Genomic DNA, 18,316 nt, shown 5'->3' with positions numbered 1-18,316 from the left:
TTTTCAGCGGTTATTTATAATTCTTTTTCCATTATATTAGTAAGTTACCAGTATTTTTAACTTGTAGCAAACTTGTGTTTATATGGGACGTTTGAATAAGGGGGTTATGATTTTTCATTCAAACCACACATACCTTTGAGTGAATTTTATAATAAAAGTGTCGTGTCAACCAAATTACTTTTAAAGCGTTTATATCTTCAAGTGAATTTATTTTAACGAGTATTCACATTATTTGTTGTATGAATTTTTTATTTAAATTGAACAAATTTAAAGTAATTTAGGGGAAGTATTTTGTTTGAAAAGTCTAATAATCAGATGATAAATGACTACAGAAGATCATTACTATATGTAATCTTGCTAGTTGTAATTACTGGCTGTGGTGGAGGATCTTCTTCAGAACAAGACATTGTTATAGTACCTGACCCAATTGTTGATGATGGTTCAGGAGATGGCACTGGCAATGATAATGAAACGCCAATTTCTGATAATAGTTTAAGTGTTGTTGCTCATAGCGAAAATAATTTAATGGCAATCGCGAGTGTTACCACTGAAGAAAACGCTCAAGTCATCATCGAATTTAGTTCTGATAATACAACAGCTAAACAGACCCTTAAAAGCGAGCTAGGTAAAGAGCACATTTTTACTATTGTTGGAATGCGAGCAAATAGCCAATATAAACTGCAAGCCATTATTACAGATACTAATAATCAAGTGTCTGAATCAGATATAGTGACACATACCACTGGTGATATACCTGCTGACGCGCCATTAGTTGAAGTTTTAACAAATGAAGAAAATAGTCTTGATGGCATTACTTTTTTTGCTGCAACCGAAGGCGCATCTACTTTTTATGGTGTAGATGGAGACGGCGAATATGTATGGTATTTACATGGTGATAATATTCCTATGTCTACATCTCCGGTTGTGAAGTCATTCGGTGATGGTCGATTAATGTTATTGCTCACACGTGCAGTTTGGATAATCAACACTAAAGGTGAGATATTAAAAACTTATGATTTACCGACATATCATCATGATGTGAATTTGCTAAGTAATGGTAATTTATTAGTACTGACCACAGAAGTTGCCACTATCAATAATGAACAAATTAAAGGCGATAAAATTATTGAGCTTGATGAGCAAGGCAATACCGTATGGCAATGGTCATCAATAGAGCATATGGATACGGAGAGGTTTCCTGGTGTATTAGCAAACCGCGTAAATAATAGTCAAAAAGATTGGACCCATTCAAACGCCCTTTTTTATGATGCTCATGACGATACAATTTTATTATCAAGTCGTTCGCAAAGTTGGGTGGTTAATATTGATCATCAAACGGGCAGTATACTCTGGATTTTAGGGGATGATAAAGATACGTCAGCTGATTATATTGCTAATTTTTTCGCATTAACTACTGGTAGCTGGATGGCAAGTCAGCATGCGGCTATGTTCACAAGTTTGGGTGATATTTTAATTTTTGATAATCGTAATGAATCTGAACTGGCTGGTAGTATTCATAACAGTAGGGCGGTGCGTTATAACCTTAATACCAATGAAATGACTGCAGAACAAAACTGGGAATACATCATACCTAAATATACACAATCTTTGGGAGATGTAGATGAGCTATCAAATGGTAATATTCTAATTAATGCAGGGGGCCCTGGAAGTAGTAATAATGCACATATCAGTGAAGTAACACCAAACCTACCATCAAATACTGTTTGGGAAATGGTTGTCGAAAATACAGCTATTTATCGTGCAGAACGCATTACGTGGCAAACCTTTTTAACAGGTGCAGCTTCAGAGATTCAAATACCTGACAATGATAATAATACGCCATTAGACACCGCAAATTGTAGTGAAGCAATACATTTTGTTGATACTAATAATCCAGATAATTATATTGATTATAATTTAGACGGTAATTCCAACGCTGACCTTTTTGGTGATGCATTAAAGCCTACCTTAAGTGTGACATGTGATGATGAGGTTTTATATGTAAGCAGTAACGGTGCAACCAATTTTGATTGGATCAACTTAGGCCAAGGTAGTGCAACTCCTTCAACAATAAATAAAAACTGGACTATTCCAAGAAACCCTAGCTTAACATCACAACAAGTATCACTACCATTATTGGGCCCAATTGCAGTAACGGTAACTGGCCTGCAAATTTTTGGTCCAAATGAAAATTCAGCAGATAATTATGCAAACCCTGTAACTGATGGTTTATTAAACTATTGTGGTGGTCATACTCGGGAATATCATTTTCACGAGCGTGCTAAATGCTTTTTTGAGTGGGAAACCGTTGGAGGTGCTGAGTCTTTATTACCAGCACAAACACCTGGAGTAGTGTTGGCTTATGCATTAGATGGCTTTCCAATTATGTCACCTTGGGAGTGTACTGATGATACTTGTAATAGCACGGTTAAGGTTAATAGCAGCTATAGATATATTGGAACGGGCGATTATTCAAATGAAAATGCTTGGAACTTCCATGAGTATGATGCTGATTTAAGCCCATTAGATGAATGTAATGGCATGACTCGGCCCGATGGAAGTTACGCTTATTACGCAACTGATGAATGGCCATATTATATGGCATGCTACAAAGGGCCTACCCATTTGGTCTCTGATAATAACGCGAGATTTAACCCTTAATTAATGCTGTTTATAATTTAATAAGTCAGATCTATTACTTGGATTCAAAAAATAGATCTCGCTTTAGGGAAATTAGTTTTGAATATAAAAACTTTTAAAAATATATGGTTAAAACTTAGCTTTATCTGGTTGGTTTTAGCGAGCAATAATTTAGCACTCGCGCATGGTGATGACTTTACACAAGTAGAAGTGACACTTAAGATCCCTGCAGTAAATAACATATTAAAAACACACAATGGAGAGTTTATTAAGTTAACCCAAGCTTATCTCTCTTCATTTAGTTTTGAGTTAATCGCCTGTCCACAAATTAATTTAAAACCTCAAATGGATAATAAAACAAGTTTATTATCTTGGTTAATACCTGTTGCTAATGCTAATCATGGCGTGAGCTTTACTAAGCCGACACAAATTCCCGTTCAGCAACGCCATAATTTATTAGTAAATAATGTGATTAATTTGGGTGTATACAAATTGCCAAAAGCGAAGTACTGCCAGATGAATTACACTTTAGGTAAAGTGCCAGGAAAGTTAGGATTACTGCCAGAAATCAAAAGCTCCAGCTTATTTATCGAAGGTAATAAAGATATATCTAATACAAATATCGTTTATACAATTGCAAAATCAGATTATGCGTTTGGTAAAAACTTTCCTATTAATTTAGACATACCACCTAGCCACAATACGCTATCATTGATGATTTCTGTAAATGTGAACGAAGCACTAAAAAACTTAGATTATTCTGAACTTAACCATAAAAATGCAAGAAAGGTATTTTTATCTTTATCTGATCACGTTGCGCTTGCGTTAAAAGTAAAAGAATAACCTTTTACTCTTCTTTTGGTAAATATTTTAGTAAATCGATCATAAGTCGATGTGAACTTTCACCAGACATTTTGTAAGGGTTAAACTCCTTCGTTCCCGAATATCTGATAATTAAAGGCGAAATAACGTCTGAAATTGGTAAATAGGCCATATCCCAATTTGAAAACTCCCTTTCAGTGATGTCTTCATAATTCAATAAGGTGATATTATTATGTCGAGGATCATTTAAGATCCTATGATAGATTTTATTCACTTCAGTACGCGAGCCTTCCAGGCATTGAAGGAAAAAATTCCTATTAAAGCATAGCAATCCAGTGACATGTTTCTTTGCATTATTTATTCTCGATTTTTGTAAAATATTATCAATATCTTCGGCCTGGAAATCATCACTGATAGTACTGGCATAAACTATACGGACTAAAAACATAACACCTCCAAATGAATATATAACTGATTTTAGTTGAGATATAGGTATATGCAATTTTTGAAAACAAAAATTGACTAATAACTTATAAGAAAAAAGTGTAATAAGTTTGTTAAATAAATGTGTTAAATCACTATTTTGGTGTGTATATTGTATTTCATAAATTGTGAGAGGTAATCGTATTACACAATGATAGATGTTCAAAAAACATTTCAACTTTCAAAACTAACCGTTGCACCAGCGACTGATACATTAAGTTTAGAAGCTGAATCTATTGAAATTCAATCAATGGCTATGAAAATTTTATCTTACCTTGCAAGCCACGAAAGTCAGTTGGTTACCAGAGATGAATTACGAATGCATGTCTGGAACAGTGAGGTCACAGCTGATCATACTATCAATAATCATATCTATAGTTTACGTCGTGCGTTGGCAAAACTTGATCCAGATAATAAGTATATTCATACGGTAACAGGTACTAATGGTAATGGATATCGCTTAAATGGTCAGATCAGTCAAACACTTGAGCAAGCAAGCATTCAAGATAATAATGCAAATGTTACAGATAGTGACAGCGTGCAAAATGTTACTGCTAAAGCCCCACATTTTTCTAAATTAACACATCATCGCGTCATGATAATAAGTGCTTGTGTCTTAGTGTTTAGTTTTATATTTTATTTAGTTGCTCTGCAATTTTTCATTCCTATTAATTATCATCAGATCACAAAATTAACTGCACATGAGGGGCGAGAGCAAAGCCCAACCCTAAGTGAAGATGGTCAAGTTTTAATTTATGCTAATCGGGTTAATAGAGATAAAAAATGGCAGTTATATGCCAGTCACATGAATAACTTAGCAAGTTCAACAAAAGTGTTAGACGACCCATTAAGTAATGATAATTTTGTTAGTATTTCGCCAGATAAAAAGTATATCGCTTTTATTCGATATCAAGCTGATTCTAGAGGCATTTACATTGCTGAATTTGATTCAAATAGTTTAACTGCAAAAAACGCCACACGCAGAATTGAACTATCGGTTCATAATTTATCGCCATCAATTAATTGGCTCAATAATAATGAGTTCTTTTATAACGCCAAAGAAACGCCAACAGCACCGTTAAGATTTTATTTATACAATATCGCTTTAAACACCTCTGAACAAATTAGTTCGCCTGCGATAAATTCATTTGGTGATTTAACTGGAGCCATTTCGCCAGATAAAAAATGGCTCGCATTAATGCGCTCTGATGGTGCATTTGGCTATCGATTAAATCTACTGAATACCAATACGCGAGATATTGAAGTCACAGATGTATCTAGTAATGAAATGAGAACGGGGTTCAGCTTTAGTGATGATAGCCAACACCTATATTTTATTAATGAACAGGGATTCTTGTCGCAATTTGATTTAAGAAATAAACAGACTGAGGTTATTTCTGACAAACAATATATAGGTTATTGGCCGCTTAAAGTGCCAGGGAAATCACAATTTATTATGCAACAAGATTGGGGGCTTTCATCGCTCACTACACAAATTATTAAACATCATAATCCACTCAAAGGTGGGGATGGTGTTGCGCAAGTGATTGTAAAAAATAATATGTCTATTCGCGCCATTGAAGGCATAGGGAATGGGGATTTAATTTTTGCGTCTATTAAAGCTAATTATCAAGTTCAACTGTGGCAATATAAAAATGGGCAAGCAAGTATTTTATCTGATTTTAATGAAAAACCAGAGTATAGCGCGCCACTGAGTTTAAGCTGGGATCAAGGTAGTAACCGCGCATTGCTCTCTTTGAATAATACATGCCGGTTAATAAACATTAATACGGGTAAAGATACGCCATTGTGCGCTAAGGGTGAAAACCTATTCGCAGGTCGTTTTTCATTTAATAACCAATCTATCTATTTAGCAGGTTTGCATCATGACAAGCCTATAGCTGTAAATATGAATCATACTGGTTATCCTTTAACTGAATTTTCGCCACTAAACAATGCGAACACCATAATGCATATTGGCGAAAAAGATTTTTATTATAGTCAAAATGGTAGTTATGATATTTATCATTACAATAGAGATCTAGATAAGCATACTAAACTCATATCCAGAACTTATGTCAGTAGCCCACATTCTATTAATGACTTTGTGGTTACTACGAATGGTATTTATTTTATGGATAGAGTTAAAATTAGGAAAAATGCGATTTATTATTATGATTTTAAAACGCAGACTTCGCAATTGGTGATCTACAGTAAAGATAACTATCCTAATATTGTCCTAAGCGATGATGAACAATATATTTATTTAATCCAATCATATGATAATGACAGTAGTTTATTATTAATAGAATAAAGCACGCTTGTTATCTTATAAATACCGATATCATTCAATGTGGTATCTTACTTTTTAGCTAACCTGAGGTTTGGATAAGAGTTTTGTAACTATTTGAAATAAAACCTTATTATTTATCAAACGATCCAGTGACGAAATTTTAGTGATTATCAAGGCGTTTTAACGAACCAATAGCAGGCTATTGGGAGTTAGAACAACGAAGATAGGCGATAAAATAGCGTTATTGGCAAACCCGCTAATCCGCAGCTCAGGTTAGCGACTCCTCTTCAGTTATAAGATTTAATATAATGCGTTTATATCGTCCTTTCTTATCTTATTTAGCGTATCAATCTAATCATCTTCTATTAAATCTGTATACAAACCCTTAAATTGCATGTTTAAGATGTCTAATCTGTAAATACAGTTACAACAGCACATGGTATTGAAGTTTTCGACTTAAATCCTCTATTAAAAATCCTGTGACATTAATTGAAACCTACAAACATGGCATTTTCATTAAATTGGTTTATCTATTGATATCACGAATCATCATTTTATATCTTTTGACCCTAAATGATGTTTACTCCGAGCTAACACCTTGTTAATTTTATGTTTGCATATTGTATAAAATGTGAATTGGTTTTTATTCTTTGACGTCATCACAGAATAGTTGCCGTAGATTTGATAACGCATATAGCTACTTTATATTGCGAAGGATTATCTAAACCATTATGTGATTGAGCAAAAATTGAAAGTACATAAAAGCACTTTCTAAAAACTAAAAAGAATTGTTTCAGACATAGGAAAGTCGTTGTTCTTCACTTCAATAAAAATTGATAGAGAGAAAAGGTTTATGATTAAAATTATCAGCTCAGTAAGTACAGCTGTTGCACTTGCACTATCAGGAGCGCAAAGTGTTAATGCAGCAACCATTGATCAAACATTTACTGAAAGTTATCAGTGTAATTCAGTTAATCTTCGGGCTCAAACAGGAGTAACTCAACAGCAGCTAATTAATAGCTGTAATGAAATTACACAAACAGATACTGCTTTTCACGATTACTTTAATACTAATGCGAATTCATCGTTACCAAATGATAATAATGATAGCTTAGATGTTTATATTTACTTATCTAGCGCACAATACAAAGCAAATGGTAACGATCATTTTGGCATAAGCACTGATAATGGCGGTATGTACTTAGAAGGTACGCCTGCTAATGCGGGTAATCAGGCTAAATTTATTGCACATATTTGTGAAGATAGCTGGGTACCTTTTTCGTGTGCTTATACTGGTCAAGTTTACAACCTACAACATGAATATATTCATTACTTAGATGGTCGCTATAATGTTTTTGGGCCTTTTGGCACATTTACATATAATGCGGGATTAGCTGAAGGTTTAGCTGATTTCCTCGCTAATGGTACAGATTATGCGCGTACTTTAAATGGTCTTGATGATAAAGATATTCCACCTTTTTATAATATTATTAGTGCCGACTATAGTCATCCCGATCTTTATAAATGGGGTTATATGGCGATTCATTATATGAGTGCAAATCATCGTAGTGAATATGATTTGATTATTGACGCATTACGTGCCGGAAATACACAAAATTATAGAAGTACCCTAAAACAAGTTGCTAACCGCATTGGCGATGGTTTCAATGCGTATGTTACGTCACTGACTTCAGCGGTTGTTGCAACGCCTACGACAGTGCCTGCAGATGATACATTTGGTGCGTGTGCTCTTGAACAAAAGTATGTCCGTTATGTCGATGATGCATCAACATCAAACCTATCTGTCACTAATAATACACAAGTGCCACTAAGGTTAATGTGGATTAATAATGTAACTGGCGACGCAGGAACTGATGCCATTTCATTATTAACCCAAGGCCAAGAATATAATAATAATTTTTGGCGTGAAAATGATCGCTTTATCATGATGAGTGAAAATAGAGAATGTGTTGGTGTTGGTGTTGTAGGCCAAACAGCAAATTTTTCTGTTGAGTCAGCTCAAGTAGCCAACGTTGTGGCAGATGTTTTACCAGCAGCGAATGAAATTGGTGCTTGTAGCCTAGAAAGACCTTATTTCAAAACCACAACAGCTACTAATGTCACAGTAACTAATAATTCAAATGAAACAATGGAAGTTCGTTGGGTAAACTATGTTACGGGTCTGCGTTCAGATACTGTTTATTCAACATTAAATGTCGGAGAAAGCTATACAGGTACTACGTGGAAAGATGGCGATAGAATGATATTTGTTGATTCATCAAATACCTGTAAAGGCGTTGTATCGTTAATGGCCGGTAATAATACATATTCTATTTCTGGAGATGTACAAAATGCTGCACCAGTTGCCAATATAAATGGTGCTTACATTGGTAAAGAAAATGCGTTAATTAGCTTTACTAGTGCAGGCTCTGTTGATAATGATGGCGTAATTGACTCTTATAATTGGAACTTTGGCGATGGCACAACAAGCAACTTAGCTAATCCAAGTCATACATATTCTGTGGCCGATACTTACACTGTTACTTTAACGGTTACTGATAACGAAGGTGCAACACACACAGCAACTACAACTGCGACTATTTCTAAAGATGGCGTGCCACCAGTTACAAATGTACCTAATATGTGTGCGACAGAAAATGGCATAACAAGTGGTAATTTAACACCAGGTGATGCGGCATGTTTAGGTGATGCTGATACTATTTGGTTAGGGATCGCCGATATCAGTGGCCATGACAGTGTGACAATTAAAACGGCGAATGGCTCAGGTGATTTAAATCTCTATTACGATAACAACAATTGGCCTACTGGCACTAATAATGATGACGGTAGTTCAATTAATGTGGGTAATAGTGAATGTATTCACGTAACGGGTGGCTCTAATTACTGGGGTAATCTAAAAGTATCAAACTCAAATGGTACAGCTTCAATTTTAGTTGAATTTGACACTGCAGGTTGTAATACAGGTGGAGGTGATCAAAATATTGCTCCGACTGCTTCAGTGAATGGTCCATATACAGGTAATGCGAATGCATTGGTTAACTTTAATAGTGATGGGTCTGCTGATAGCGAAGGGCCAATAAATGCTTACCTTTGGAACTTTGGTGATGGCAATACAAGCACAATAGCGAATCCAAGTCATTCATACTCAACTGCAGGTACTTACACAGTTACTTTAACCGTCACTGATAGTGAAGGGGCAACTGGTACTGCATCAACTACGGCTACGGTTTTATCTGGTGGTGATGGGTCTGTAACTGATGCATGTGCTACAACAGGTCCAACATCTGGTTGGGTACAAGCGGATCAAGATATGTGTGTGCCAGCAGGTTCTTGGGACAATGCCATCGCATACTATGGTATCAACGTACCATCAGGTACCAATAGCATTGTAATTAAAACAGAGCATGGTAGCGGGAATGGTAACTTATATTACAGTTCAAGTAATTGGGCGACACAAAGCAGCTATCATCAAAAATCAGATACTGTTGGTAATACTGAGTCTATTACAATTAACAATCCAGGTTCGGGTAATAGATACTTTAGTATTGTTGGTCAGCAAAGCGGTATGGCTGTAACAATCGAGTTTAAATAAAATTTCATTTGCTTCCCCAAAGCATGAAATCCAAAGCTACTTTGTGAACAAAGTAGCTTTTTTTATGGCTAAAGCCCGACCTACAACGCTAGTTATTTTATAGCTCAGCACAAACTTTAGTTCTTTCAGTACTTCAACATACATCTTAAATATTAAGCACGTATTTGTAGGAGAAGCTTTAGCTTTTCTGGATTGGTTAATACTTTCATAAGTCTAATATCACTTTTAAATAGTCAGGCTAAAGCCCGACCTACAGCGCTAGTTATTTTTATAACTCAGCATAAACTTTAGTTCTTGCAATACTTCAACATACATCTTAAATATTAAGCACGTATTTTTAGGAGAAGCTTTAGCTTTTCAGATTGATTAATAATTTCATAAGTCTAATATCACTTTTAAATAGTCAGGCTAAAGCCCGACCTACAGCGCTAGTTATTTTTATAGCTCAGCATAAACTTTAGTTCTTTCAGCACTTCAACATACATCTTAAATAATAAGCACGTATTAGTAGGAGAAGCTTTAGATTTTCAGTATTAATCAATGATTTTATGATTGAACTATCATATTTAAATAGTCAGGTATAAAGCCCGGCCTAAAAAGCCTTTACTCTGATAGCTCAGCATAAACTTTAGTTCTTTCAGCACTTCAACATACATCTTAAATATTAAGCACGTATTTGTAGGAGAAGCTTTAGCTTTTCTGGATTGGTTAATACTTTCATAAGTCTAATATCACTTTTAAATAGTCAGGCTTAAGCCCGACCTACAGCGCTAGTTATTTTTATAGCTCAGCATAAATTTTCGCTCTTACAATACTTCAACATACTTCTTAAATAATTAGCACATACTTGTAGGAGAAGCTTTAGCTTTTCTGGATTGGTTAATACTTTCATAAGTCTAATATCACTTTTAAATAGTCAGGCTAAATCCTGACCTACAACGCTAGGTATTTTGATAACTAAAACTGAAATATTTCGATGTTATGATATCGAGTTTAAAAATAATTTTTGAGCATAAATACCTTTTTTAAAACCTTTGTTCCTATTTGTTTACCATGCGTTATCATGTTTTGTCATTTGATATCATGTAACCGAAATATTTACTGTTAAAAATAACCGTAATACACTGTTTTAAAGTATAAAAAAATGAATTAACTTAAATTGATATTTGGCACTACAGTTTAATTTACAATCTGACTTTTTCTTCAAAAAATAATCAATAAAAATTTGACCGTATATTGTATTCAAATTAGTTTTATTTGTGATGTTTATGTAGCATTTATGTGACTTACTTGTTTTTGTTGCGTTTATCTAATTGCTGAAGCATTAAAAATTATAATAAACTCTAAGGTGGACAATAATATGATACGACCCTCGTCAAAACTAGCCAAAGGTCTTTTTGGCTCTTTAATACTGTTATCACACAATGCCTTCGCGGCAGATTTACCAGATATGTGTGCAATTGAAGGTGCTTTTACTTCAATTAGTGATGGCACGCCTATTTGTGTCAGTAATAATGGTACGGCATATTTAAGTTTAAGCGGTGCTAGTGAACATAATAGCGTTGCAATCAGTGCAGCTCATGGTGAAGGAGATTTGAGTTTATATGTAGATTTAGGACGTTGGCCTAATACGGGTTCCAATAGTACTGCATATCGTTCTATCACCTCAGGCACAAATCAAGAATGTGTCATTATCAGTAATCCAAGTCAGCACTGGTTAATGATTGCAGTGTCAGGTGATCGTAACAATGCATCGCTTGCAGTTGATTTTGGTGCTACATCTTGTCGTACTAATAATGCTGATCCCGGTAATGGTGGTGATAATACCGGTGTTTTGACCGCACCCAATAACTTAGCAGCATCATCAAATGGAACAAACATTGATTTAACTTGGGCTGATAACTCAAATAATGAAGACAGTTTTGAAATTCAACGCTCTAGCCCCGGTAATGCATGGCATGCTATCGCGACAGTTGACAAAAACATAACAAACTTCACAGATAGTGGTCTAGCTGAAAATACAACCTATTATTACACTATGTTTGCACAAAATACTACGCATAAGTCGGGCTGGAGCAATACGGTGACTGTGCAAACAACTGATTCTGGTACAACTAACCCAGATCCTGATCCTACTCCAAACCCTGATGTATTAAATGATATTTGTGCCACAGAATCACCAACAACAGAAAGTTCATTAACAGATGGTGTCCCAGTGTGTGTCCCTGCTGCTTCACAAAAGTATGGCTTTAGTGTTTCAACATTTAATTTAGACGTGTCTAGCATCGCATTTAGTTCAGCACATGGATTGGGTAATTTAACATTGGCAGCAAGTGCTGACGGTTGGCCTCGTGCAGGTGATGACAGTATTCGTTCATCGCATGTTGGCAACACTGAATGTGTAGTTTTAACACAGCCTAAAAATGGTTGGAATAATGTTAATTTAGAAGGGCTATTTAAAGGCGCCAGTGTTGTTGCAGATTTTAACGCAACCAATTGTCGTGTAACACCGGGTGCAGTTGATCCAGGTAATGATGGATATGATTACAATGGTGTTCATGTACTGGTATATCCAATCAGATTTCCAGATCAAGATCTAGCCTTCACTAATGCGCAAATTAATGAAGAAATGCAAAAAACAAAAGATTATTTTACACAGCAATCTTACGGTAAATTTGATTTCACTTGGGAGATCAAGTCAAAAATTACCATGCCTAATAATCATGATTATTATAATTATGATAAAACGAAATGGAATCCTGGATATAAAGAACAACTAGTGAATGCGGGTGTTGATCCTAATTTTCCAGGCGATGGCACTATTATTATGGTAACTGCTCCGCCAGTAGGTACAGAAGCGAGTTACTTTATTAATTCGCAAGCAGGTCCACCATTAATGGAAATTTATACATACAAAGCTGGCACAATTGCGCACGAAACTGGTCATGCGCTTGGTTTACATCATTCAATGTCTATCGAAGCAGGTAGCAGCATTTTAAATGGTAATAGCAATGACACAGTTACAAACTATGGTAATGTGTTTGGCTTAATGGGCATGGGAGCACATTCATTAGAAGAAATGAACCTGATGTATAAAGGATATTTTAACAACTGGATCACCGAATCTGATGTACCAACGGTCACAACATCTGGAAAATACCGAATTTATACGTTTAATCATGGCACAGCTGCAGGGCACAATGCACCTGGTCCAATTGGTCTTAAAATAAAATCGGGTGATGGCGATAAAACCTATTGGGTTGAATATCGTACGATGCAAAAAAGTGAAGTAAATACGTCTCCCGATCTTCAATTACGTACGCCGTTATTAAAAAATGGTATTTTAATCAATTTACAAAACTATATGGATGAAAATGCTGCGCCTTGGTACAACCATAATTCATTATTGCTCGACTCTACACCTAATTCGCGAAGTTCTAATTGGGCGTTAGAAGATTTTAATGACGCGCCATTACAAATTAATAAATCTTTTATTGATCCCTGGAATGGCTTTAGCATTTATCCAGTAGAAACAGGAGGTACCTTAGGTACCGCAAACGCTTGGATAGATGTACAAGTTACCATACATTAATTTAAGTGATTGGTAAGATAGTAAGGGTGTTGATAATTGCTTATCAACACCCTTATTTTTAGATAAAAAAAGATACCAAACAGGTGTGTTTTAATAAATCAGGCTGGTTTTAGCAAAAAATCGATATTATGTTCTCTATGTAATTGTTTCTAAATAAATAAAAATGTACTCTTTGGGTCATATCGCATGATTTAGCTGCCTATATGCGTATCGTAAAAAAATGCGAGGCAATTAAGATTTAACAACTGAGGTAAAATGGCCGTTTTAGAAGTTTTAAAAGCACCAAATGAAAAATTAACAGTGCAAGCAACAAAAATAAGTAATATTGATTCAGTACAAGGTTTAATAGACGACATGTTAGAGACTATGTACGACACACCCGATGGTATAGGACTCGCGGCTACGCAAGTTGGTCACAGTGAAGCAATTATTATCATTGATATTTCACAAGCGCGAAATGAGCCTTTAATATTAATCAACCCAGAAGTGATCAGTGGTAAAAACATTGAAAAAGGCCAAGAAGGCTGTTTATCAGTGCCAGGATATTATGCAGATGTTGAACGGTTTACTCAGGTTAAAGTGCAAGGTTTAGACCGCGAAGGTAAAGAAGTCACTATAGAAACTGATGATTTTTTGGCAATAGTATTACAACATGAAATCGATCATTTAAAAGGCAAACTATTTATTGACTACCTCTCACCTTTAAAGCGTAAAATGGCTTTAAAAAAGGTCAATAAAACCCTCAAATCAAGCCAATATTAAATGAGCAGTAGCGTATTTATTACATATCAATCTATGAAAATGTGAATTTAACTAAATCAACAGAACCAAAAACAGATTTTATAGCGTTAGGATAAATTATGAAATTAATTGTATTACATGGCCCACCCGGTGCAGGAAAGCTTACTTTAGCAAAACGCTTAAAATCTGCCTTGGGGTATAATGTGTTACATAATCACCTTAGTGTTGATCTCGCATTAGAGGTGTATCCTGAATTTGGACAAGATGACTTTTTTGATTTTATTGATTCGCTAAGATCGCAAGCAATTGAAAAAGCGTGTCAAAATAAGATGGCTGGCTTGATCATAACATTCTGTTTTGATTTAAATTCGGATTTAAATGTTGTGAAAAAGTGGGAATCTATAATATCGGATTATGGCGGGTCTATGCTGCCTATTTATTTAGATGTCTCTGCTGAAGTATTAGCACAAAGAGTAGAAAACCCCTCGCGAAATGGCACTAAAAAAGTGCAATGCCCAGACTTGTTACATACCTTATTGGGGGAAAATCAGTTTGTTGCAATTCCTAATGAAAATACAATTTCTATTAATACCAATGCGCTTTGTGAAGAAAATGCAACACGCCTTATTCTTGAGCAAGTACTATAAATAGGGCTAAAATTTATTGATTTAAAAACAGCATGTTAGTTTAAAAACCAACATGCTGTTTTATCGTCTTACACATTGCTAATTAATGCGCAGACTTCTGGAATAGGCTACTTAGTTAAAAGTTTTACAACAGCTTCACCAACTGCGTGGGCACTTGATGGATTTTGACCAGTGATCACACGGTCATCTTCAATCACAAAAACACCCCAAGGTTGTACTTTGCTAAAACGTGCGGCAGTGCGCGTAAGTGATTCTTCTAATAAAAACGGAATGTCATTAATTGTTCCAAAATCGATTTCTTCTTCACGGGTAAAACCAGTAACAGATTTATTTGCCAGTAACTTTTCGCCATTACTTAACGTAATTGGTAATAAACCAGCAGGGCCATGACATACCGCAGAAATAACGCCGCCAGCTTCATAATGTTGTGCACTTAATTTTGCAAAGTCTTCATTTTCTGCTAAATCAGATAATAAGCCAAAGCCTCCTGGGTAATAAACTGCTGAATAATCTCCAATATTTATTTGAGAAACAACAATTGTATTATTGATGCGAGACTGAAATGTTTCATTGCTTAAAATGCTATCGTTAATTGAATCATTTTCAATATCAGTGCCATATAACGGAGCTTTACCACCATTAATCGAAGCGATTTCGTAATCAAAACCTGCTGCTAAAAAAACATCTAAAGCGTGTGTTAATTCGGGTGAATAAGTACCGTTAGCTTGGTCTGTAGTACCTAACACTGCATGATTTGTAACAGGGATTAATATCTTTTGCATATTGATGTCCTTTAATAATGACGCCGCATTGGCATTTTGTCTTGCATTGATAATAGACCTAATTCTAATTGACAACAATATGGTGAAATGGCAAATTACTATTGCTGTATGGCAATAATTAATGAGTTTATGGATAATTTCGAAGGTATTGTAGAATTTGTATGCGTTGCTGAACGCCAAGGTTTTTCTGCTGCGGCAAAGCAACTAGGCTGTAGTACAAGTCATGTGAGTCGACAAATTGCTAAATTAGAAAAAAGTTTAGGCTGTGCATTATTTGCGCGCACTACACGATTAGTAAGCTTAACGCCAACAGGTCTAAATTATTACCACCAATGTAGAGACTTAGTTACTGGGCTACAACAAGCAAATGAGCAAGTTAATACACAGCAACTTGAGTTAGTGGGCACACTGCGTGTGAGTGCTGCAGGCACATTTGCAGAGCAACAAGTCGCACCAGTGTTAATGGAATTTGCAACACAGCACCCTAGGTTATCGGTAGAAATAGACTTTAATAGCCGAAAAGTTAATTTTGTGGAAGATGGTATCGACTTTGCAATTAGATATGGCAAATTAGAGGATTCAGGTTTAGTTGCAAGAAAATTATTAACACATCCTATGATGGCCATTGCCAGCGATGCTTATTTAACTGAACATGGCACACCACAACACCCACAAGATTTAAAAAATCACAGTTGTATTATTTCAAATAACGATCAATGGCAATTTGAAAATTTAGATTATAAAGAAAATATTAAAGTAACAGGCAGGTGGAAAAGTAATAATGCTCAAGTTGTGGTTAATGCTTGTGAACAAGGTTTAGGTATTGCTTATTTGCCTCAGCATAATTTTTTATCATCAATAAAGGCCGGAAAATTAACACCCGTTTTAAATGAATATTGGCGTAAAGATGCGCTAAGCTGGATAGTTTATCAAGATAGAAGATTTTTACCGATGAAAGCACGGTTAGCCATTGATTATTTGCTTGCTCATTTTAGTAAATAACTAAAGTGTTGTTTATATTAAATCCTCTTTAACAGGTACGATTTTCACAGTCAGTTTAATTAACAATGATATAACTCAAATGCATTTTTAAAATGTTTTTTAATAGTTATATCGCTTCAACATCATATTTAATTTCTATAAATCTGTTATGGTAGTATTCAAAAAAATAAAAAGACCTGTAATAGGTCTCTTTACCCAATCTCAGAATTTAATCTAAATACATTTGTGTTTTTGTAACATATTTTCTAACTGGGCCATACCAGCAGGTACATCAACTTTTGCACCTAAGTCTTTAAATGTAGAGCCAAAAGCATGTATCGTTCTAAATAAATTATGTACTCTACATTGTTCGCCCATTTGGCCAATTCTTACAATGGGAGGGCCAAAAGAACCGGCAATTTCAACGCGATAGTTTTTAGAAATATGTTCACACACAGCTTTTGATTCTAACTGCTCAGGTAATCTAATGCCAACCACAGAATTGAGTCTACTTTTACCTTCTATATACAGTTCTAAACCTAAACTTTCGATTGCACTTTGCAGTGCTGTTGAACACGTTAAGTGTCTTTGGAACCTTTTTTCTAACGTTTCATTGCAAATAAGCCTCATTGCCTCGTGCAATGCTAATAAACCTGAAACAGGTGCAGTGTAATGATAAGAGTCTTGATGCCAAAAATTTGATGCTAACATTGCATCTAAAGTCCATTGAGGAATTTGCGTAACACGATTACTAATGCGTTGCCATGCTCTATCAGAGAACGCGACAAGTGACACACCGGGAATTGAACTTAAACCTTTTTGACCGCCAGTGATCACCGCATCTATGTGCCAGTCATCCATTTGCAACGGCATAGTGCTTAAAGTACACACGGCATCAACGATTAAATAGCAATTAAACTCTTTTGCTAATTTACCGATTTCAACAAGTTCGTGATTATAAGTCGTATTAGATGTTTCACCTTGTACGATAGTGATCACTTCAGGGTTAAATTCTTCAATTAGTTTTCGGATTGTGATGGGATCGGCACTTTTTCCTTCAATAATTGAGGTGTGTTCAACTTCAGCTCCAGCTCTTTGTGCCATTTGAGCCAAACGATTAGAGAAAAAACCGTTACAAATACTCAGTACCTTAGTATTTTTCCATACTAAATTAGTAATAGCCATTTCCATTGCAGCAGATCCAGGACCGGCAACACCCACAATCCACGGTGAACTGGTTTGAAAGATATAACCTGCCATATCTTTTATTTGATAAACAATTTTACCCATAGTTTCACCCAAATGGTTAATCACAATACCATTGGCGTTGGCGACGGCTTGTGGAATTGGCACTGGACCTGCGCCCATCATTAGCAACGGCTCTTCTGGAAGAATGTGATTTAACGTTTGTATTTGGGGAACTTTTATTTTCATATTATTTAGCTTCAGTTAGGTTAAAAGGTTTAACAAAAATCCTATGGTTATACTCATCAAGTGATAATGAATTATTCGTATCAATATAAAATTATTATTTTACAGTTTGTCCATACGTTAATATTAAGTTTATCGATCTGATTTTAATTAATTAATTTTAATCGACAGCCAGAACTGATAGTTACGTCTTTCATTAATAATTCATTGCTCAAAAATCATTATTTCCAATTATATGGAAATATGTTGACACATATTAATTTTAGATATTATAATTCGATTAACTTAGAA

Annotated in this window: 11 protein-coding genes; 8 read left to right on the top strand and 3 right to left on the bottom strand. The window is 35.2% G+C overall.

The window, feature by feature from the left end:
* Positions 1–291: 291 nt before the first annotated feature.
* Positions 292–2,661: an aryl-sulfate sulfotransferase gene (locus tag KO527_RS23595; RefSeq protein ID WP_216042694.1), complete on the top strand. Its 2,370-nt coding sequence runs from the start codon at positions 292–294 to the stop codon at positions 2,659–2,661.
* Positions 2,662–2,739: 78 nt separating this feature from the next.
* Positions 2,740–3,483 carry a hypothetical protein gene (locus KO527_RS23590; protein ID WP_216042693.1) on the top strand — a complete coding sequence of 248 codons (744 nt, stop codon included), beginning with the start codon at positions 2,740–2,742 and terminating at the stop codon, positions 3,481–3,483.
* A 4-nt stretch (positions 3,484–3,487) separates the two neighbouring features.
* Here the strand turns inward: KO527_RS23590 and KO527_RS23585 are convergent, their stop codons facing one another.
* Positions 3,488–3,910: a BLUF domain-containing protein gene (locus KO527_RS23585; RefSeq protein WP_216042692.1), complete on the bottom strand. Its 423-nt coding sequence runs from the start codon at positions 3,908–3,910 to the stop codon at positions 3,488–3,490.
* A gap of 186 nt (positions 3,911–4,096) precedes the next feature.
* Between KO527_RS23585 and KO527_RS23580 the strand changes: the two genes are divergently transcribed.
* The 5 genes from KO527_RS23580 to KO527_RS23560 all read left to right on the top strand — a co-directional run bounded on the left by KO527_RS23580 (position 4,097) and on the right by KO527_RS23560 (position 14,831).
* Positions 4,097–6,259, top strand: coding sequence for a winged helix-turn-helix domain-containing protein (locus KO527_RS23580; protein WP_216042691.1), 2,163 nt, complete (start codon positions 4,097–4,099; stop codon positions 6,257–6,259).
* 832 nt (positions 6,260–7,091) lie between these two features.
* On the top strand, positions 7,092–9,851 hold the full coding sequence (locus KO527_RS23575; protein WP_216042690.1) for a collagenase: 2,760 nt from the start codon (positions 7,092–7,094) through the stop codon (positions 9,849–9,851).
* Between the two features lie 1,360 nt (positions 9,852–11,211).
* Positions 11,212–13,443, top strand: coding sequence for a hypothetical protein (locus KO527_RS23570; protein ID WP_216042689.1), 2,232 nt, complete (start codon positions 11,212–11,214; stop codon positions 13,441–13,443).
* Positions 13,444–13,698: 255 nt separating this feature from the next.
* Positions 13,699–14,205, top strand: a complete 507-nt coding sequence (gene def, locus KO527_RS23565) for a peptide deformylase (RefSeq protein ID WP_216042688.1) — start codon at positions 13,699–13,701, stop codon at positions 14,203–14,205.
* Positions 14,206–14,303: 98 nt separating this feature from the next.
* Positions 14,304–14,831 carry an AAA family ATPase gene (locus KO527_RS23560; protein ID WP_216042687.1) on the top strand — a complete coding sequence of 176 codons (528 nt, stop codon included), beginning with the start codon at positions 14,304–14,306 and terminating at the stop codon, positions 14,829–14,831.
* Between the two features lie 107 nt (positions 14,832–14,938).
* On the opposite strand, the gene KO527_RS23555 is transcribed toward KO527_RS23560, so the two are convergent.
* Positions 14,939–15,613 carry a type 1 glutamine amidotransferase domain-containing protein gene (locus KO527_RS23555; RefSeq protein ID WP_216042686.1) on the bottom strand — a complete coding sequence of 225 codons (675 nt, stop codon included), beginning with the start codon at positions 15,611–15,613 and terminating at the stop codon, positions 14,939–14,941.
* Between the two features lie 129 nt (positions 15,614–15,742).
* On the opposite strand from KO527_RS23555, the gene KO527_RS23550 reads away from it, so the two are divergent.
* Positions 15,743–16,615, top strand: coding sequence for a LysR family transcriptional regulator (locus tag KO527_RS23550; protein ID WP_216042747.1), 873 nt, complete (start codon positions 15,743–15,745; stop codon positions 16,613–16,615).
* Positions 16,616–16,828: 213 nt separating this feature from the next.
* Here KO527_RS23550 and KO527_RS23545 read toward each other — a convergent pair whose 3' ends face one another.
* Positions 16,829–18,028 carry an alanine--glyoxylate aminotransferase family protein gene (locus KO527_RS23545; RefSeq protein ID WP_216042685.1) on the bottom strand — a complete coding sequence of 400 codons (1,200 nt, stop codon included), beginning with the start codon at positions 18,026–18,028 and terminating at the stop codon, positions 16,829–16,831.
* Between the last annotated feature and the right edge of the window lie 288 nt (positions 18,029–18,316).

Source organism: Pseudoalteromonas sp. C2R02, assembly GCF_018860845.1.
Lineage (GTDB): Bacteria > Pseudomonadota > Gammaproteobacteria > Enterobacterales > Alteromonadaceae > Pseudoalteromonas.
The sequence above is the reverse complement of the archived record's forward strand: the minus strand, read 5'-3'. Positions and strand labels throughout refer to the sequence as shown.